The sequence below is a fragment of the Pseudomonas sp. AK-TSAG1-1 genome (assembly GCF_056821665.1).
In genome coordinates, this window is record NZ_CM165965.1 from 1,332,379 (window position 1) to 1,351,129 (window position 18,751).

Genomic DNA, 18,751 nt, shown 5'->3' on the forward strand with positions numbered 1-18,751 from the left:
CGTGTAGGAGTGAGCCTGCTCGCGATGGCGGCGTCATGTTCAACGCTGCGGGTGGCTGATACACCGCTATCGCGAGCAGGCTCGCTCCTGCAGGGGTTTTGATCAACAGGCTGGTATTGGAGTGATCCTTCCCACAGGGGTCATGTGTTAATTCAGATACTGATACGCGAAAGCTTGATATCCGGTTCCTGATTGACGCTCAGTTGTTCAACGATTGCATCCTGCAAGCGGCTGCACAGCAGTGGGTCGGACAGCGGCTGGTTGTGGGCGTCGGTGATGAAGAACACGTCTTCCACCCGTTCGCCCAGGGTCGCAATCTTGGCGTTCTGCAGCGACAGGTCGAACTCGAGGAAGATCCCGCCGATCCGTGCCAGCAGGCCCGGGCGGTCAGGCGCGGTCAGTTCCAGCACTGTCACCGGACGCTGGGCATCGTTATGGATCGTCACCTGCGGCGCAAACGCGAAGTGCTTGAGCTGACGCGGCACCCGGCGCTGGATGATCGTCGGGTAGTCGTCCGGGTTGCGCAGCGCTTCGGTCAGGCCGTCGCGGATCTGTTTGATCCGTGCCGGGTTGTCACCGATGGATTCACCATCGTTGTCGAGCACGATGTAGGTGTCGAGAGTGAACTGGCTGCTCGAGGTGATGACCCGGGCGTCATGAATGTTCAGGTTGAGCTGGTCCATCGCGGCCACGGTCACGGCGAAGAAGTCGTGCTGATCGGGCGCATAAATGAAGATCTGCGTACCGCCCTCGAACTCGCGCTGGGTGGTTTCCTTGATCAGTACCAGCGGGCCGCCATCGGCCGGCTGCTGCAGGATCGCATCACTGTGCCAGGCCACGTCGCCAGCGGTGTGACGCAGGAAATAGTCATCGCCCAACTGCGCCCACAACTGCTCGACGTCGTCCGGATCGGTGCCGCCGCGCACCAGAATATCCAGGGCCGCGCTCTGGGTCTGGCGGATCTGCTCTTCCCGATCGACCGGGTTTTCCAGACCACGGCGCAGGGCGCGTTTGGTCTCGGTGTAGAGCTGGCGCAACAGGCTGGCGCGCCACGAATTCCAAAGCGTCGGGTTCGTCGCATTGATGTCGGCCACGGTCAGCACATACAGGTAGTCCAGACGGGTTTCGTCGCCGACGATCTGGGCGAAATCGTGGATCACCTGCGGATCGGACAGATCCTTGCGCTGCGCGGTGGTCGACATCACCAGATGGTTTTGCACCAGCCAGACGATCAGGCGGCTGTCCCATGTTGGCAGTTGATGACGCTGGCAGAACGCTTCGGCATCGACTGCGCCGATGTCCGAGTGATCGCCATGCCGGCCCTTGCCGATGTCGTGGTACAGACCGGCCATGTAGATCAGTTCGGGCTTGGGCAGTTTGGCCATGAGCTTGGCGGCCAACGGGAATTTTTCCGACACCTGGGTGTACTGCAACTTACGCAGGTGTTTGATCAGGTTCAGGGTGTGCGCGTCGACCGTATAGATGTGGAACAGGTCGTGCTGCATCTGCCCGACGATGAACCCGAACTCCGGCAGGTAGCGCCCGAGGATGCCGTAGCGGTTCATCCGGCGCAGGTTGCGGTGGACGCCGATCTTGCACTTGAACAGCTCGATGAACAGGCTGGTATTGCGGATGTCGTTGCGGAAGTTGTCGTCGATCAGGTGACGGTTTTCCCGCAGCAGACGAATGGTGTCGGCGCGCACGCCTTTGATTTCCGGCTGCTGGGCCATCAGTACGAAGATTTCGAGCATGGCGAACGGCGTGCGGCGGAACACGTTGTCGTTGCGCGCCTCGATGTAACCGTCATGCAACTGGAAACGCGAGTTGATCGGCTGCGGCGGTGCTTCGTCTTCCGGGGCGAGGATCACTTCCTCGAAATGTTGAATGATCAGGTCGCTGAGCTGGGCGATGCTCATCACCACGCGGAAATACTGCTGCATGAAGTTTTCGACGGCCTGTTTGGCGTCGTCGCCTTCAAAGCCCAGCAGGCCGGCAATGGTCCGTTGATGATCGAACAGCAGGCGGTCTTCGGAGCGACCGGCGAGCATGTGCAGGGCGTAGCGCACCTTCCAGAGAAATTCCTGGGAGGACGCTAGCAGTGCGTTTTCACTCTCCACCAGGAAACCTTCGCCGGCCAGGGCGCGCAGGTTCAGGGTGCCGTACTGACGACGGGCTACCCACAGAATCGTCTGGATATCCCGCAGGCCGCCGGGCGAGCCTTTGACGTTGGGTTCCAGGTTGTATTCGGTGTCGTTGTACTTGTGGTGACGGGCCTTCTGCTCGGCGCGTTTGGCCAGGAAGAACTCCTTGGCCGGCCACATGTGTGCAGTGCTGGTGACATCGAGCATGCGCTGACGCAGGCGCTCGGGGCCGCAGATGGTGCGGCTTTCCATCAGGTTGGTGACGACGGTCAGGTCGGCGCGGGCCTCTTCGGCGCATTCGTCGACCGAACGCACGCTCTGGCCGACTTCCAGGCCGATATCCCACAGCAGCGTCAGAAAGCGCTCGATGGAGTCGCGGAAAACCTCGTGATCGGCGCTGTCGAGCAGGATCAGCAAGTCGATGTCGGAGTAGGGATGCAGCTCACCCCGGCCATAGCCGCCGACTGCGACCAACGCGATGTCGGCGTCTTCGCTCCAGTTGAACTGCTCCCAGGCCTTTTGCAGGATGTTGTCGACGAACCAGGCACGGTCTTCGATCAGCCGGCGGATGTCGCGGCCATTGCGAAAACGCGTGTCGAGGACCTCGCGAGCCTGGCGGATCGCCTTCTTGAACGCCGCGATGGGACTCGCTTTCAGGGCCAGTTCAGCCTGGAACTGGCCGCGGTCGAAGAGTTCGGGATCCACCTGCGGCATCGATTGGCTTTCCTTCTATAAGGCTGGGAGCGTTGTGTGGATCAGGCCGAGATGCGCGCGATGGTGTCGTCGGCGCGCAGGGTAAAGATCTCGTAGCCGGTATCGGTCACCAGCAGGGTGTGTTCCCACTGCGCCGAGAGCTTGCGGTCCTTGGTGATGGCGGTCCAGCCGTCGCCCAGCACCTTGGTGTCGGCCTTGCCCTGGTTGATCATCGGCTCGATCGTGAAGGTCATGCCGGCCTTCAGTTCCATGCCGGTGCCTGCGCGGCCGTAGTGCAGGATCTGTGGCTCTTCGTGGAAGACCTTGCCGATGCCGTGACCGCAGAACTCGCGAACTACCGAGAAGCCGTTCTTTTCAGCGTGCTTCTGGATGACTTCGCCGATGTCGCCGAGGCGGCAGCCGGGTTTGACGATTTCGATCGCCTTGTACATGCATTCCTGGGTGACCTGCGACAGGCGCTCGGCCCAGACCGGCACTTCGCCGACGTGGAACATGCGGCTGGTGTCGCCGTGGTAGCCGTCCTTGATCACGGTGACGTCGATGTTCAGGGTGTCGCCGTTTTTCAGTGGCTTGTCGTTCGGGATGCCGTGGCAGACTACGTGGTTGATCGAAGTGCAGATCGACTTCGGGTAGCCCTTGTAGTTGAGCGGAGCAGGGATGGCCTGCTGCACGTCGACGATGTAGTCGTGGCAGATCTGGTTCAGCTGATCGGTGGTCACGCCCGGTTTGACGTGTTCGGCAATCATTTCCAGCACATCGGCGGCCAGTTTGCCGGCGACACGCATGCCAGCGATGTCCTCGGGGGTTTTGAGGTTGACGGTCATACAGGCTCTCTCTGCGCTCGGCGGCGCTTGCTGATACGGATTGGGTGGCGAGTGTTCTTTTCGCGACCCTGAAAAACCCGATTCTAACAGACGAAAGGAGCAAATCCGCGCCTGCGTGCATCGTGTCTCTCTATACAATGGCGTGCCCGAAGGCGATTCCAAGGGGGCTGCGCCCATCTCCTTGGTGCGATTGCAGATTCCGGGTTCCGTTTCTGCGCACCCTGTGGTATAAAATGCGCCGCTTTCCGGGGATACCCCGAAAAGCTTAAATCCACACACGTGTCGACACGATGACCTGGGTGCTTTTGGCTTTATGCCACTGGTTGGTCATTGGGATACGTGGAGGCCAAACCCGACTTATTAAGGAACTATCATGTCCCAAGTCAACATGCGCGATATGCTGAAGGCCGGTGTGCACTTCGGTCACCAAACCCGTTACTGGAATCCGAAAATGGGTAAGTACATTTTCGGCGCGCGTAACAAGATTCACATCATCAACCTTGAAAAAACCCTGCCAATGTTCAACGAAGCTCTGACTTTCGTAGAGCGTCTGGCCCAGGGCAAAAACAAGATTCTGTTCGTCGGCACCAAGCGTTCCGCTGGCAAGATCGTTGCTGAAGAAGCAGCACGTTGCGGTTCGCCGTACGTCGATCATCGCTGGTTGGGCGGCATGCTGACCAACTTCAAAACCATTCGTGCTTCCATCAAGCGTCTGCGTGACCTTGAAGTTCAAGCCGAAGACGGTACTTTCGCCAAGCTGACCAAGAAAGAAGCGCTGATGCGCTCCCGTGACCTGGAAAAGCTGGATCGCTCCCTGGGCGGCATCAAGGACATGGGCGGTCTGCCAGACGCACTGTTCGTGATCGACGTTGACCACGAGCGCATCGCGATCACCGAAGCCAACAAGCTGGGCATCCCGGTAATCGGCGTTGTCGATACCAACAGCAGCCCGGAAGGCGTTGACTACATCATCCCAGGCAACGATGACGCAATCCGCGCTATCCAGCTGTACATGGGTTCGATGGCTGACGCAGTGATCCGCGGTCGCAACAATGTTGCTGGCGGTACTGTTGAATTCGCAGCTGAAGAAACTCAGGCTGCAGCTGAGTAATTGACGCCCTGGCGTTGACTCAGTAAGCAAAAAGGGGGCTTGGCCCCCTTTTTGCCACCTCGAAAACCGTTTGTTGGCGCCCACTTGTGGTGGCGCATCCCCTGCATCTGTAACGTGCGGCGGGTACAAGGTGATTCGGGAAGAATTGAACGCCCGTTCGATCGGGTGGAATGGTTGAAAACCTATCCAAGAGGAATTTGAAAATGGCAGCAATTACTGCAGCGTTGGTTAAAGAACTGCGCGAGCGTACCGGCGAAGGCATGATGGACTGCAAGAAAGCCCTGGAAAAGGCTGACGGCGACATCGAAAAAGCCATTGATGACATGCGTGCTTCGGGCGCGATCAAGGCTGCGAAAAAAGCTGGCAACGTTGCCGCTGAAGGCGCAATCGCAATCAAGGACGACGGTAAAGCTGCCGTTATCCTGGAAGTGAACTCGCAGACCGACTTCCTGGCCCTGCAAGACGACTTCAAAAACTTTGTTGCTGCCAGCGTTGAAAAAGCCTTCGCTGACAAGCTGACCGACGCTGCTCCGCTGATCGCTGCTCAAGAAGCCGCTCGCGAAGCACTGGTTGCCAAAGTAGGCGAGAACGTCAACATCCGTCGTCTGACCCGTATCGAAGGTGACGTTGTAGGTTCGTACCTGCACGGCAACAAGATCGGTGTTGTTGTGGCTCTGAAAGGCGGTGACGTCGAGCTGGCCAAAGACATCGCGATGCACGTAGCTGCCAGCAACCCTGAGTTCCTGCTGCCTTCGCAAGTTTCGGCTGAAGCGATCGAGCGTGAAAAAGCTGTGTTCCTGCAGCTGAACGAAGAGAAAATCAAAGGCAAGCCAGAAAACATTGTTGAGAATATGGTCAAAGGCCGTATCAGCAAGTTCCTGGCAGAAGCGAGCCTGGTTGAGCAGGCGTTCGTCAAGAACCCTGAAATCAAGGTTGGCGAGCTGGCCAAGAAAGGCGGCGCAGAAATCGTTTCCTTCACCTACTTCAAAGTAGGCGAAGGCATCGAGAAGCCGGTCGACAACTTCGCTGAAGAAGTTGCTGCCCAGCTGGCTGCCGCCAAGCAATAAGACGGTTTTTCAACTGTCGCCCGAAAGAGGCTGCCCGCTCACGCGCGCAGCCTCTTTTCAGATGGGGTTACCAATTTTTTATTGGTTTCCACTTGGAACTGACTTACAAAGCCATGTTCCGATGGCGCTGAAGCAGCGCCAAGCTAGAGTGAACGCCAGCTGTAAACAGCTCGCAAAGAATTTTTAAATACGCCGCAGGAGAGATTCGCAATGGCTCAGCAGGGCAGTGGTTATCAGGCTCGCTATAAACGCATTCTACTCAAGCTTAGCGGCGAGGCCCTGATGGGCTCGGAAGAGTTCGGGATCGATCCAAAAGTACTGGATCGCATGGCGCTGGAAGTCGGCCAACTGGTCGGTATCGGCGTACAGGTCGGTCTGGTGATCGGTGGTGGCAACCTGTTCCGTGGCGAAGCCCTGAGCAAGGCTGGCATGGATCGGGTGACAGGCGACCACATGGGCATGCTGGCCACTGTGATGAACGCCCTGGCCATGCGCGATGCGCTGGAACGTGCCAATATCTCGGCCATCGTAATGTCGGCTATTTCCATGGTTGGCGTGACCGATCACTATGATCGCCGCAAAGCGATGCGTCACCTGAACTCCAAAGACGTCGTGATCTTCGCAGCCGGTACCGGCAATCCGTTCTTCACCACGGATTCGGCAGCCTGTCTGCGTGCCATCGAAATCGATGCCGACGTCGTGCTGAAGGCGACCAAGGTTGATGGCGTCTACACCGCAGACCCGTTCAAAGACCCGCATGCCGAGAAGTTCGATCATCTGACTTATGATGAAGTCCTGGATCGCAAGCTGGGTGTAATGGATCTGACAGCAATTTGCCTGTGCCGCGACCACAAGATGCCACTGCGCGTATTCAACATGAACAAGCCCGGCGCCCTGCTGAACATCGTGCATGGCGGCGCTGAAGGCACCCTGATCGAGGAAGGTCAACAATGATCAACGAAATCAAGAAAGACGCTCAAGAGCGCATGCAGAAATCCCTCGAATCCCTGGCTCACGCATTTGGCCAGATTCGTACCGGTAAAGCCCACCCAAGCATTCTGGGCAGTGTGATGGTGCCGTACTACGGCGCAGACACTTCCATCACCCAAGTGGCCAACATCACTGTAAAAGACTCGCGCACCCTGCAGGTCGTGGCGTTCGAGCGCAATATGCTCGCGGCTGTCGACAAGGCAATCCAGAGCGCTGGCCTGAACCTCAATCCGACCAACCTGGGCGAATTGTTGCTGATTTCCATGCCAGCCTTGACCGAGGAAACCCGTAAGGGATTTACCAAGCAAGCTCGTAGCGCAGCAGAAGATGCTCGTGTAGCGGTGCGTAACATCCGTCGCGATGCGCTGGGCGAGCTCAAAAAACTGGTCAAGGATAAAGAAATCAGCGAAGACGAAGAGCGTCGTGCCACCGCTGATATCGACAAGCTGACCAAAGACTTCGAGGCCCAGATCACCAAGGCCACGGACGAGAAAGAAAAAGACCTGATGGCCGTATAAGGGTCGCGTTTCAATGGAAAAGACCAAGCAGTCTGCGCCGTCCGCGGTGCCGCGCCATGTCGCGATCATCATGGATGGCAACAATCGCTGGGCGAAAAAGCGCTTTATGCCGGGTGTCGCCGGGCATAAAGCTGGCGTGGACGCTGTGCGGGCAGTGATCGAGGTGTGCGCCGAGGCCAAGGTCGAAGTGCTCACCTTGTTCGCCTTTTCCAGTGAAAACTGGCAACGGCCGGCTGACGAAGTCAGTGCCTTGATGGATCTGTTCTTCAAGGCCCTGCGTCGTGAGGCCAAGCGCCTCAATGACAACAACATCAGCTTGCGCATCATCGGCGATCGCTCGCGCTTCCACCCTGAACTTCAGGCGGCGATGCGCGAGGCTGAAGCCATGACGGCCGGTGCCAACCGCTTCATCCTGCAGATTGCCGCCAACTACGGCGGTCAGTGGGATATTGCACAGGCAGCGCAGCGTCTGGCGCGTGAAGTCCAGGCCGGGCACCTGCGCCCGGAAGACATCACCCCGGATCTGCTGCAAACCTGTTTGGCAACCGGCGATCTGCCGTTGCCGGACCTGTGCATCCGCACCGGCGGCGAGCACCGCATCAGCAACTTCTTGCTGTGGCAACTGGCGTACGCCGAGTTGTACTTCTCCGACCTGTTCTGGCCGGACTTCAAACACGAAGCCATGCGCACTGCGCTGGCCGATTTCGCTTCGCGTCAGCGTCGTTTCGGTAAAACGAGCGAGCAGGTCGAAGCTGGAGCCCGGGTTTAATGCTTAAACAACGAATCATCACTGCGCTGATCCTGCTACCGATCGCCCTGTGCGGGTTTTTCCTGCTCGAGGGTTCCGGTTTTGCGCTGTTCATCGGTCTGGTCGTCAGCCTGGGCGCCTGGGAATGGGCGCGTCTGGCGGGCTTCACTGCGCAGTCGTTCCGTGTCGGCTATGCCGCTGTTGTCGCGCTGATGCTGTTCGTCATGTATGTCCTGCCGGGCCTCGCCCCTTGGGTGTTGGGCGCTTCGGTGTTGTGGTGGGCGGTGGCGACCTATCTGGTGCTGACGTATCCGCGCTCCAGCGAACACTGGTCCACAGCGGCCACCAAGCTGGTGATCGGCTTGCTGATCCTGCTGCCGGCCTGGCAAGGGCTGGTGCAGATCAAACAATACCCGCTGGGCAACTGGCTGATCATGGCGGTGATGGTGCTGGTCTGGGGTGCTGACATCGGTGCCTATTTCTCCGGTCGTGCCTTTGGCAAGCGCAAGCTGGCGCCGCAAGTCAGTCCGGGCAAAAGCTGGGAAGGTGTTTACGGTGGCCTGGCGCTGAGTCTGGTGATTACCGCCATCGTCGGTCTGGTTCGTGACTGGACCGTGGGCGAGTTGCTCAAGGGCTTGATCGGTGCTGCGTTGATCGTCTTCATTTCGGTGGTGGGCGACCTTACCGAAAGCATGTTCAAGCGCCAGTCCGGTATCAAGGACAGCAGTAACCTGCTGCCCGGTCATGGCGGTGTGCTTGATCGCATCGACAGCCTGACCGCTGCGATCCCGATTTTCGCTGTATTGCTGTGGATGGCTGCACCGTGAGCCGTCCTCAACAGATTACCGTTCTGGGGGCTACCGGCTCGATCGGTCTGAGCACCCTGGACGTCATCGCTCGTCATCCTGAGCGCTATCAGGTTTTCGCGCTGAGCGGCTTCACCCGCCTGAGCGAGTTGCTGGCCTTGTGCATTCGCCATGTGCCGCAGTTCGCTGTGGTGCCTGAAGTGGCTGCGGCTCGCGGTCTGCAGGATGATTTGCGTGCTGCTGGCCTGCCCACTCGCGTGCTGGTAGGGGAGGAGGGCCTGTGTCAGGTCGCTTCCGCGCCTGAAGTCGATGCCGTGATGGCTGCCATCGTCGGTGCCGCGGGCCTGCGTCCGACATTGGCGGCGGTGGAGGCTGGCAAGAAAATCCTCCTGGCCAATAAAGAAGCGCTGGTGATGTCCGGCGCGCTGTTCATGCAAGCCGTGCACAAGAGCGGCTCGGTATTGCTGCCGATCGACAGCGAGCACAACGCGATCTTCCAGTGCATGCCGCAGGATTTTGCCCGTGGGCTGAGTGCCGTCGGAGTGCGGCGGATTTTACTCACAGCGTCGGGTGGTCCTTTCCGGCAGACGCCAATGAGTGAATTGGCGCATGTTTCGCCGGATCAGGCGTGTGCGCACCCGAACTGGTCCATGGGGCGCAAGATCTCGGTGGATTCGGCCAGCATGATGAACAAAGGCCTGGAGTTGATCGAGGCTTGCTGGTTGTTCGACGCCAAACCTGCGCAGGTCGAGGTGGTGATCCATCCGCAGAGCGTGATTCACTCACTGGTCGACTATGTGGATGGCTCGGTGCTGGCGCAGTTGGGCAATCCCGACATGCGCACGCCGATTGCCAATGCATTGGCCTGGCCCGAGCGTATCGACTCGGGGGTGGCGCCGCTGGATCTGTTTGCCGTTGCGCGTCTGGATTTCGAGGCACCGGACGAAGAACGCTTCCCCTGTCTGCGCCTGGCGCGACAGGCGGCCGAGGCCGGCAACAGCGCACCAGCCATGCTCAATGCGGCCAACGAAGTGGCGGTCGCGGCGTTTCTCGACGCACGCGTGGGTTATCTGGAAATCGCGAGTATCATCGAGGATGTGTTGAATCTTGAGCCTGTGGTTGCGCTGGAAGATCTGGATGCGGTGTTTACCGCAGACGCGAAAGCGCGGATTCTGGCCGAACAATGGCTGAGTCGTCACGGCCGATAGCCGTTGCAGGACCCTGGCGTCACGCGACACTGAACAGGATTGCGGAGAAAGTAGATGAGCGCGCTCTATATGATTGCCGGCACCCTGATCGCTTTGGGTGTGCTGGTCACCTTTCACGAATTCGGCCACTTCTGGGTCGCGCGTCGCTGTGGCGTCAAGGTTCTGCGTTTTTCCGTGGGCTTCGGCATGCCCCTGTTGCGCTGGCACGACAAGCAGGGCACTGAGTTTGTCGTTGCTGCGATTCCGCTGGGCGGCTACGTCAAGATGCTCGATGAGCGTGAAGGCGAAGTGCCGGCCGATCAGCTTCATCAGTCCTTCAATCGCAAATCGGTTCGCCAGCGTATCGCCATTGTCGCGGCGGGGCCGATTGCCAACTTCCTGCTGGCCCTGGTGTTCTTCTGGGTGCTGGCCATGCTCGGCAGCGAGCAGATCCGCCCGGTCATTGGTGCAGTCGAGTCCGGCAGTCTAGCGGCCAAGGCCGGCTTGAGCGCTGGTCAGGAAATCGTCGCCATCGATGGCGAGCCGACCTCCGGTTGGGCGGCGGTCAATCTGCAGTTGGTTCGTCGACTTGGGGAAAGCGGTTCCCTGCAATTGCTCGTGCGCGAGCAGGGCTCCAGCGCGGACACGCCGCGTGAGCTGGCTTTGGATCATTGGCTCAAAGGGGCCGACGAGCCCGATCCGATTCGCTCGCTGGGTATTCGCCCGTGGCGTCCGGCGTTGCCGCCGGTGCTGGCTGAACTCGATCCAAAAGGCCCGGCGCAAGCCGCCGGTCTGAAAACCGGTGACCGCCTGCTGTCGCTCGACGGCCAGGCGCTGGGTGACTGGCAGCAAGTGGTGGATACCGTTCGTACGCGTCCTGATACCAAAATCATGCTGCGTATCGAGCGCGACGGTGCTCAAATCGACATCCCGGTGACCCTGGCGGCACGCGGCGAAAGCAAGTCGCCGAGCGGTTATCTCGGTGCAGGTGTAAAAGCCGTAGACTGGCCGCCGGAAATGATCCGCGAGGTCAGTTATGGTCCGTTGGCCGCGATTGGCGAGGGCGCCCGTCGTACCTGGACCATGAGCGTTCTGACGCTGGACTCACTGAAGAAAATGCTGTTCGGCGAGCTCTCGGTAAAAAACTTGAGTGGACCGATAACCATTGCTAAAGTGGCGGGCGCTTCTGCCCAGTCGGGCGTCGCTGATTTCCTGAATTTCCTTGCTTATCTGAGTATTAGCCTGGGAGTTCTGAATTTGCTGCCCATTCCTGTACTGGATGGGGGGCATTTGTTGTTTTATCTGATTGAGTGGGCGCGTGGTCGTCCCTTGTCGGATCGGGTGCAAGGTTGGGGGGTGCAGATCGGTATCAGTTTGGTGGTCGGAGTGATGTTGCTTGCTCTGGTCAATGATCTGGGTCGACTGTAAAGCTTCGCTGAATTGCGAATCTGCCGCATTTTGCGGCAGTTTGTTTATTGCCAGTTGGAATAAGAAAGGACTTCATGAAACGTCTGCTGCTAACTGCGGTTCTCACCGTATTGATGATCGCCGAAGTTCACGCCGAGTCCTTCACTATCTCTGATATTCGCGTCAATGGCCTCCAGCGGGTCTCCGCGGGTAGCGTCTTTGGTGCCTTGCCGTTGAACGTCGGCGAGCAGGCGGATGATCGTCGCCTGGTGGAATCCACTCGTGCGTTGTTCAAAACCGGTTTCTTTCAAGATATCCAGCTGGGCCGCGAAGGCAACGTTCTGGTGATTACGGTCGTCGAACGTCCGTCCGTCGCCAGTATCGAGATCGAAGGCAACAAGGCGATCTCCACCGAAGACCTGATGAAGGGCCTCAAGCAGTCCGGTCTGTCCGAAGGTGAAATCTTCCAGCGCGCCACCCTCGAAGGTGTTCGTAACGAGCTGCAACGCCAGTACGTTGCCCAGGGCCGTTACTCGGCTACGGTCGATACCGAAGTGGTTTCGCAGCCGCGTAACCGCGTTGCGCTGAAAGTGAAGATCAACGAAGGCACCGTGGCTGCGATCCAGCACATCAACGTGGTGGGTAACACGGTCTTCCCTGATGACGATCTGATCGACCTGTTCGAGCTGAAAACCACCAACTGGCTGTCGTTCTTCAAGAACGATGACAAGTACGCCCGCGAAAAACTCTCCGGTGACCTGGAGCGTCTGCGTTCCTACTACCTGGACCGTGGCTACATCAACATGGACATCGCTTCGACCCAGGTGTCCATCACCCCGGACAAGAAGCACGTCTACATCACCGTCAACATTACCGAAGGCGAGAAGTACACCGTACGTGACGTCAAGCTCAGCGGTGACCTGAAAGTCCCTGAGGACCAGGTCAAGTCCCTGTTGCTGGTGCAGAAAGGCCAGGTGTTCTCGCGCAAGCTGATGACCACCACGTCCGAACTGATCACCCGTCGCCTGGGTAACGAGGGTTACACCTTCGCCAACGTCAACGGTGTGCCTCAGCCGCATGATGACGATCACACCGTGGACATTCTGTTCGCTGTCGATCCGGGCAAGCGCGCCTACGTCAACCGTATCAACTTCCGTGGCAACACCAAGTCCGAAGACGAAGTGCTGCGTCGTGAAATGCGTCAGATGGAAGGTGGCTGGGCTTCGACCTACCTGATCGACCAGTCCAAGACCCGTCTTGAGCGTCTGGGCTTCTTCAAGGAAGTGAACGTTGAAACGCCGGCTGTTCCGGGCGTCGACGACCAGGTTGACGTGAACTACGCCGTTGAAGAACAGGCTTCCGGTTCGATCACCGCCAGTGTCGGTTTCGCCCAGAGTGCCGGTCTGATCCTCGGTGGTTCGATCACCCAGAACAACTTCCTCGGTACCGGTAACCGTGTCAGCGTCGGCCTGACCCGCAGCGAATACCAGAGCCGCTACAACTTCGGCTACGTTGACCCGTACTGGACCGCCGATGGCGTGAGCCTGGGTTACAACGCGTTCTATCGCACCACCGACTACAAAGACCTCGACGTCGACGTAGCAAGCTATGCGGTAGACAGCCTGGGTGCCGGCGTGAACGTTGGCTACCCGATCAGCGAGACTTCGCGTCTGACCTTCGGTCTGTCCGCTCAACAGGACAAGATCAAGACCGGTCAGTACACCGTTGACGAGATTTTCGACTTCGTTAACAAGGAAGGCGACAACTACCTGAACTTCAAGGCTTCGGCCGGCTGGTCCGAGTCGACCCTGAACAAGGGCGTTTTGCCGACCCGTGGCCGTTCCCAGAGCCTGACGCTGGAAACTACGATTCCAGGCAGCGACCTGTCGTTCTACAAACTCGACTACCGTGGTCAGTTGTTCCAGCCAATCACCGAAAACTACACCCTGCGTCTGCACACCGAGCTGGGTTATGGCGACGGTTATGGTTCGACCGACGGCTTGCCGTTCTATGAAAACTACTATGCTGGTGGTTTCAACTCGGTTCGCGGCTTCAAGGACAGTACTCTGGGTCCTCGCAGTACCCCAAGTCGCGGTGTCGGCAAGACTGGTAACGTAGGCACCATCGCCGACCCGGACCAGGATCCGCTGCCGTTCGGTGGCAACGTATTGATCCAGGGTGGTGTTGAAGTCCTGTTCCCGCTGCCGTTCGTGAAAGATCAGCGCTCCCTGCGTACCTCGGTATTCTGGGACGTCGGTAACGTGTTCGATTCGACCTGCAAGTCGACCAACAACGCTGACGGTACAAAGGCCAACACTCAATGCAACGACATCAGCCTGAGCAACATGGCCAGTTCCGTCGGTGTTGGCGTGACCTGGGTAACCGCACTGGGACCTTTGAGCTTCGCGTTGGCCACACCGATCAAGAAACCGGATAACGCTGAAACTCAAGTGTTCCAATTCTCCCTCGGCCAGACGTTCTAAGCGTCTGACCCAAGATAACGACAATGGATTTTGTAGGAGTGCATCGTGCGTAAGTTGACTCAATTGGTTCTCCTGGCCTCCGTACTGGTGGCAGGCCCGGCGTTCGCCGACATGAAAATCGCTGTTCTGAACTATCAGATGGCGCTGCTGGAGTCCGACGCGGCCAAGAAGTACGCCGTCGATGCCGAGAAGAAGTTCGGCCCGCAACTGACCAAGCTCAAGACGCTGGAAAGCAGCGCCAAAGGCATTCAGGACCGTCTGATGGCCGGTGGCGACAAAATGCAGCAGGGTGAGCGCGAGCGTCTGGAGCTTGAATTCAAGCAAAAGGCTCGTGACTTCCAGTTCCAGTCCAAGGAGCTGAACGAAGCCAAGGCTGTTGCCGACCGCGAAATGCTCAAGCAACTGAAGCCGAAACTGGATAGCGCAGTGGAAGAAGTCATCAAGAAAGGTGGTTTTGACCTGGTGTTCGAGCGTGGCGCAGTGATCGATGTCAAACCTCAGTACGACATCACGCGCCAGGTTATCGAGCGCATGAATCAGCTGAAGTAACCCATGACCGTGACTATCAAGCTCGGCCAGTTGGCCGAGTTCCTCGGCGCCACCCTGCGTGGCGACCCCGAGACGCAAATTACTGGGCTAGCCACCTTGCAGGAGGCTGGCCCAGCTCAGTTGAGCTTTCTGGCAAATCCTCAATATCGCAAATACCTGGCGAGTTCCCAGGCGGCTGCGCTGTTGCTCAAAGAGGCCGATGCCGACGGTTTTGCCGGCAACGCGCTGGTGGTGCCGGACCCTTACCTGGCTTACGCACGCATCTCGCACCTGTTCGATCCCAAGCCAAAAGCTACTGCGGGTGTTCATCCCACAGCAGTGATTGCGCCGGATGCGGTGGTTGATCCAAGCGCCAGCATCGGCCCGTTCGTGGTGATCGAGGCCGGTGTGCGAATCGGCGCGCAGGTTACCTTGGGCGCACATTGCGTCATCGGTGCCCGCAGTGAAATCGGTGAGGGCGGCTGGCTCGCTCCGCGGGTGACGCTGTACCACGACGTGCGTATCGGCAAGCGTGTGGTGATCCAGTCCGGTGCCGTGCTCGGCGGCGAAGGCTTCGGCTTTGCCAACGAAAAAGGTATCTGGCAGAAAATCGCCCAGATTGGTGGCGTCACCATCGGCGACGATGTGGAGATTGGCGTGAATACCGCCATCGACCGTGGCGCCTTGGCCGATACCGTGATCGGCAATGGCGTGAAGCTCGACAACCAGATTCAGATCGCGCACAACGTTCAGGTCGGTGATCACACCGCGATGGCTGCGTGTGTCGGGATCTCCGGCAGCACCAAAATCGGCAAGCACTGCATGCTCGCTGGCGGTGTCGGTCTGGTGGGCCACATTGATATTTGCGACAACGTTTTCCTCACCGGGATGACCATGGTGACCCACTCGATTACCGAGCCGGGTGCCTATTCTTCCGGCACAGCCATGCAACCGGCGGCCGAGTGGCGCAAAAGCGCGGCCCGCATCCGTCAGCTCGATGACCTCGCGCGACGTTTGAAACAGCTGGAAAAGCGCGTTGGGGAAGTGACCCCCAGCGGCAATGCTTCATCTGATGGCTGATACCATTTCCATATCAAGTGTGCACAGCCTCTAGACTGCCTCCTTGATTTGCTAGAGGAGTGCGCGTCAGTCGCGCTCCCAATCTTTACATAGGCTTCCCCCCGAAATGATGGACATCAACGAGATTCGCGAATACCTGCCTCACCGTTACCCGTTCCTGCTGGTGGACCGGGTGGTGGAACTGGACACTGAAGGCAAGCGCATTCGCGCCTACAAGAATGTCAGCATCAACGAGCCGTTCTTCAATGGCCACTTTCCGGCACATCCGATCATGCCGGGCGTGCTGATCATCGAAGCGATGGCTCAGGCTGCCGGGATCCTCGGTTTCAAAATGCTCGATGTGAAGCCTGCCGACGGCACGCTTTATTACTTCGTCGGTTCCGACAAGCTGCGTTTCCGCCAGCCTGTATTGCCGGGTGATCAGCTGATTCTTGAAGCCAGGTTCATCAGCTGCAAGCGTCAGATCTGGAAGTTCGAGTGCCAGGCTTCGGTCGATGGCAAGCCGGTCTGCTCGGCAGAAATCATCTGCGCGGAACGCAAGCTATGAGTTTGATTGACCCTCGCGCAATCATCGATCCGTCGGCCGTTCTGGCTGACGGCGTCGAGGTCGGCCCGTGGTCGATCATCGGCGCAGGTGTGGAAATCGGCGAGGGTACCGTGATCGGACCGCATGTGGTCCTCAAAGGCCCGACCCGGATCGGCAAGCACAATCGCATCTACCAGTTTTCCTCGGTAGGCGAAGACACGCCCGATCTGAAATACAAAGGTGAAGAAACCCGTCTGGTGATTGGTGACCACAATGTCATCCGCGAAGGCGTGACCATTCACCGTGGCACTGTCCAGGATCGCTCCGAAACTACGCTGGGCGACCACAACCTGATCATGGCCTATGCCCACATCGGTCACGACAGTGTGATCGGCAACAACTGCATTCTGGTCAACAACACGGCGTTGGCCGGACATGTACATGTCGACGACTGGGCGATCCTTTCCGGGTTCACCCTGGTTCATCAGTATTGCCACATCGGCGCCCACAGCTTTTCCGGTATGGGCACCGCCATCGGCAAGGACGTTCCGGCGTTCGTGACCGTATTCGGCAACCCGGCTGAAGCGCGCAGCATGAACTTCGAAGGCATGCGCCGCCGCGGTTTCAGTGAAGACGCCATTCACGCCCTGCGTCGCGCTTACAAAACCGTGTACCGCCAAGGGCTGACCGTGGAACAGGCGCTGTCCGAGCTGGCCGAACCGGCTGCACAGTTCCCGGAAGTCGCGCTGTTTCGTGACTCGATTCAGTCGTCGACTCGCGGCATCACCCGCTGATCATGGCCAATTTGCGTATTGCGCTGGTGGCGGGCGAAGCTTCCGGCGATATTTTGGGCGCCGGTCTGATGCGCGCCCTCAAGGCGCGTCACCCGGCAGTCGAGTTCATCGGTGTCGGCGGTCCGTTGATGCAGGCCGAGGGCCTGACGTCCTACTTCCCCATGGAGCGTCTGTCGGTCATGGGGCTGGTGGAAGTGCTCGGGCGGCTGCGCGAGTTGCTCAAGCGCCGCAAGGACCTGATCGCCACGTTGATTGCCGAGAAACCGGATGTGTTCATCGGCATCGACGCCCCGGATTTCAATCTCAATATCGAACTCAAGCTGCGGCAGGCCGGTATCAAGACCGTGCACTACGTCAGCCCGTCGGTGTGGGCGTGGCGACAGAAGCGCGTGCTGAAGATTCGCGAAGGCTGCGACCTGATGCTGACGCTGTTGCCGTTCGAAGCAAAATTCTACGAAGAGAAAGGCGTGCCGGTACGGTTCGTCGGTCATACGCTGGCCGATACCATTCCACTGCAGGCTGATCGCGCCGCTGCGCGTGCCGAACTGGGCTTGCCTGACGGTCCGCTGGTTGCATTGATGCCCGGCAGTCGCGGCGGCGAAGTTGGCCGATTGGGCGCATTGTTCCTTGATACGGCCGAACGTCTGCGGGCCATGCGTCCGGGGCTGCGGTTTGTCATACCGTGCGCCAATGCCGAGCGTCGCGCTCAGCTCGAGGAGCTGCTCGCCGGTCGCGACTTGCCGGTAACCCTGCTCGACGGCAAATCCCATCTGGCCCTGGCGGCGTGCAACGCAGTGTTGATCGCTTCCGGCACGGCCACGCTTGAAGCGTTGCTGTACAAGCGGCCGATGGTCGTCGCCTATCGTCTGGCGCCGCTGACGTTCTGGATTCTCAAGCGCATGGTCAAGAGTCCATACGTGTCCTTGCCGAACCTGCTGGCTCAACGTTTGCTGGTGCCGGAATTGTTGCAGGATGATGCGACGGTCGAGGCCCTGGCGCAGACCCTGTCGCCGCTGATCGAAGGCGGTGAAGAGCAGACCCGCGGCTTCGACGAGATTCACCGCACGCTGCGGCTGGACGCTTCCAATCAGGCGGCGGACGCCGTCCTCAACCTGATCGGTCAATCACGATGAGCAAGAAAGATATGCAGATGGGCCTGGATTTCACCCTGGTCGCCGAAGTTGAAGAACTGGTGGCTGGTGTCGATGAAGTCGGTCGTGGCCCGTTGTGCGGTGCGGTAGTGACGGCGGCGGTGATTCTTGATCCGAACCGACCGATTCTCGGACTCAATGACTCGAAGAAACTTACCGAAGCCAGGCGCGAGAAGCTCTACGACGAGATTATCGAGAAGTCCCTGAGCTGGTGCATTGCCCGCGCCGAAGTCGAGGAAATCGACGAGCTGAACATTCTGCACGCGACCATGCTCGCCATGCAGCGCGCGGTGGCCGGGCTGCATGTGCAGCCGAAACTGGCGATGATCGACGGCAACCGCTGCCCGAAACTGCCGATGCGCGCCGAAGCGGTGGTGCAGGGCGACGGCAAGGTGCCGGCCATCGCTGCCGCGTCGATTCTGGCCAAGGTCAGTCGCGACCGTGAAATGGCCGCGTTCGAATTGATCTACCCGGGCTACGGTATCGGCGGCCATAAAGGCTACCCGACGCCCGTTCATCTGGAAGCGCTGGCACGGTTGGGGCCGACACCGATTCACCGGCGCTCGTTCGCCCCGGTGCGTCAGGCTTACGAGGCGCTCGAAGGCCTGACGCAGGTTTAGTCGCAAGGCTGATGTTTTGTTCGAGGCCCGGTACAATCCGGGCCTTGTTGTCTCTA

General features: G+C 59.0%; 17 protein-coding genes. 15 read left to right on the plus strand and 2 right to left on the minus strand.

The features are described 5' to 3' along the window. Positions 1 to 152: 152 nt before the first annotated feature. Both AC1UK9_RS05985 and map read right to left on the minus strand, forming a co-directional pair. Positions 153 to 2,855, minus strand: a complete 2,703-nt coding sequence (locus tag AC1UK9_RS05985; protein WP_025110891.1) for a [protein-PII] uridylyltransferase — start codon at positions 2,853 to 2,855, stop codon at positions 153 to 155. 41 nt (positions 2,856 to 2,896) lie between these two features. Further along, positions 2,897 to 3,679 (minus strand): type I methionyl aminopeptidase, encoded by a 783-nt coding sequence (gene map, locus AC1UK9_RS05990; RefSeq protein ID WP_102355654.1) that lies wholly within the window; start codon positions 3,677 to 3,679, stop codon positions 2,897 to 2,899. A 373-nt stretch (positions 3,680 to 4,052) separates the two neighbouring features. On the opposite strand from map, the gene rpsB reads away from it, so the two are divergent. From rpsB to rnhB, 15 genes are all read left to right on the plus strand, one after another. After that, the gene (gene rpsB, locus AC1UK9_RS05995) at positions 4,053 to 4,790 is read left to right on the plus strand and encodes a 30S ribosomal protein S2 (protein ID WP_003222119.1); all 738 of its coding nucleotides are present in this window, start codon (positions 4,053 to 4,055) and stop codon (positions 4,788 to 4,790) included. A 203-nt stretch (positions 4,791 to 4,993) separates the two neighbouring features. Further along, positions 4,994 to 5,857: a translation elongation factor Ts gene (gene tsf, locus AC1UK9_RS06000; RefSeq protein WP_025110889.1), complete on the plus strand. Its 864-nt coding sequence runs from the start codon at positions 4,994 to 4,996 to the stop codon at positions 5,855 to 5,857. Between the two features lie 210 nt (positions 5,858 to 6,067). Continuing rightward, a complete protein-coding gene (pyrH, locus tag AC1UK9_RS06005) occupies positions 6,068 to 6,811 on the plus strand; it encodes a UMP kinase (RefSeq protein ID WP_003222124.1) in 744 nt (247 codons plus the stop codon). Next, positions 6,808 to 7,365, plus strand: a complete 558-nt coding sequence (gene frr / locus AC1UK9_RS06010; RefSeq protein WP_025110888.1) for a ribosome recycling factor — start codon at positions 6,808 to 6,810, stop codon at positions 7,363 to 7,365. Before pyrH ends, frr begins: the two co-directional genes overlap by 4 nt. A gap of 13 nt (positions 7,366 to 7,378) precedes the next feature. Then, a complete protein-coding gene (uppS, locus tag AC1UK9_RS06015) occupies positions 7,379 to 8,134 on the plus strand; it encodes a polyprenyl diphosphate synthase (protein ID WP_064586183.1) in 756 nt (251 codons plus the stop codon). After that, positions 8,134 to 8,940 carry a phosphatidate cytidylyltransferase gene (locus AC1UK9_RS06020; RefSeq protein WP_025110886.1) on the plus strand — a complete coding sequence of 269 codons (807 nt, stop codon included), beginning with the start codon at positions 8,134 to 8,136 and terminating at the stop codon, positions 8,938 to 8,940. The genes uppS and AC1UK9_RS06020 overlap by 1 nt, the downstream gene beginning before the upstream one ends. Beyond that, positions 8,937 to 10,127, plus strand: a complete 1,191-nt coding sequence (ispC, locus tag AC1UK9_RS06025; protein ID WP_025110885.1) for a 1-deoxy-D-xylulose-5-phosphate reductoisomerase — start codon at positions 8,937 to 8,939, stop codon at positions 10,125 to 10,127. Before AC1UK9_RS06020 ends, ispC begins: the two co-directional genes overlap by 4 nt. A 54-nt stretch (positions 10,128 to 10,181) precedes the next feature. After that, positions 10,182 to 11,534, plus strand: a complete 1,353-nt coding sequence (gene rseP, locus AC1UK9_RS06030; RefSeq protein WP_482579696.1) for a sigma E protease regulator RseP — start codon at positions 10,182 to 10,184, stop codon at positions 11,532 to 11,534. A gap of 74 nt (positions 11,535 to 11,608) precedes the next feature. Continuing rightward, positions 11,609 to 13,996 carry an outer membrane protein assembly factor BamA gene (gene bamA, locus AC1UK9_RS06035; protein ID WP_473014608.1) on the plus strand — a complete coding sequence of 796 codons (2,388 nt, stop codon included), beginning with the start codon at positions 11,609 to 11,611 and terminating at the stop codon, positions 13,994 to 13,996. A 45-nt stretch (positions 13,997 to 14,041) separates the two neighbouring features. Further along, positions 14,042 to 14,545, plus strand: coding sequence for an OmpH/Skp family outer membrane protein (locus AC1UK9_RS06040; RefSeq protein WP_003222140.1), 504 nt, complete (start codon positions 14,042 to 14,044; stop codon positions 14,543 to 14,545). Between the two features lie 3 nt (positions 14,546 to 14,548). Continuing rightward, positions 14,549 to 15,604 (plus strand): UDP-3-O-(3-hydroxymyristoyl)glucosamine N-acyltransferase, encoded by a 1,056-nt coding sequence (lpxD, locus tag AC1UK9_RS06045; protein ID WP_473014609.1) that lies wholly within the window; start codon positions 14,549 to 14,551, stop codon positions 15,602 to 15,604. 106 nt (positions 15,605 to 15,710) lie between these two features. After that, entirely contained in the window at positions 15,711 to 16,151 is a 441-nt protein-coding gene (fabZ, locus tag AC1UK9_RS06050; protein WP_025110881.1) for a 3-hydroxyacyl-ACP dehydratase FabZ, read from the plus strand. After that, positions 16,148 to 16,924: an acyl-ACP--UDP-N-acetylglucosamine O-acyltransferase gene (lpxA, locus tag AC1UK9_RS06055; protein ID WP_025110880.1), complete on the plus strand. Its 777-nt coding sequence runs from the start codon at positions 16,148 to 16,150 to the stop codon at positions 16,922 to 16,924. Before fabZ ends, lpxA begins: the two co-directional genes overlap by 4 nt. 2 nt (positions 16,925 to 16,926) lie before the next feature. After that, positions 16,927 to 18,057 (plus strand): lipid-A-disaccharide synthase, encoded by a 1,131-nt coding sequence (lpxB, locus tag AC1UK9_RS06060; RefSeq protein ID WP_473014610.1) that lies wholly within the window; start codon positions 16,927 to 16,929, stop codon positions 18,055 to 18,057. A gap of 11 nt (positions 18,058 to 18,068) precedes the next feature. Beyond that, on the plus strand, positions 18,069 to 18,695 hold the full coding sequence (rnhB, locus tag AC1UK9_RS06065) for a ribonuclease HII (protein ID WP_025110878.1): 627 nt from the start codon (positions 18,069 to 18,071) through the stop codon (positions 18,693 to 18,695). The last annotated feature ends 56 nt before the right edge of the window (positions 18,696 to 18,751 follow it).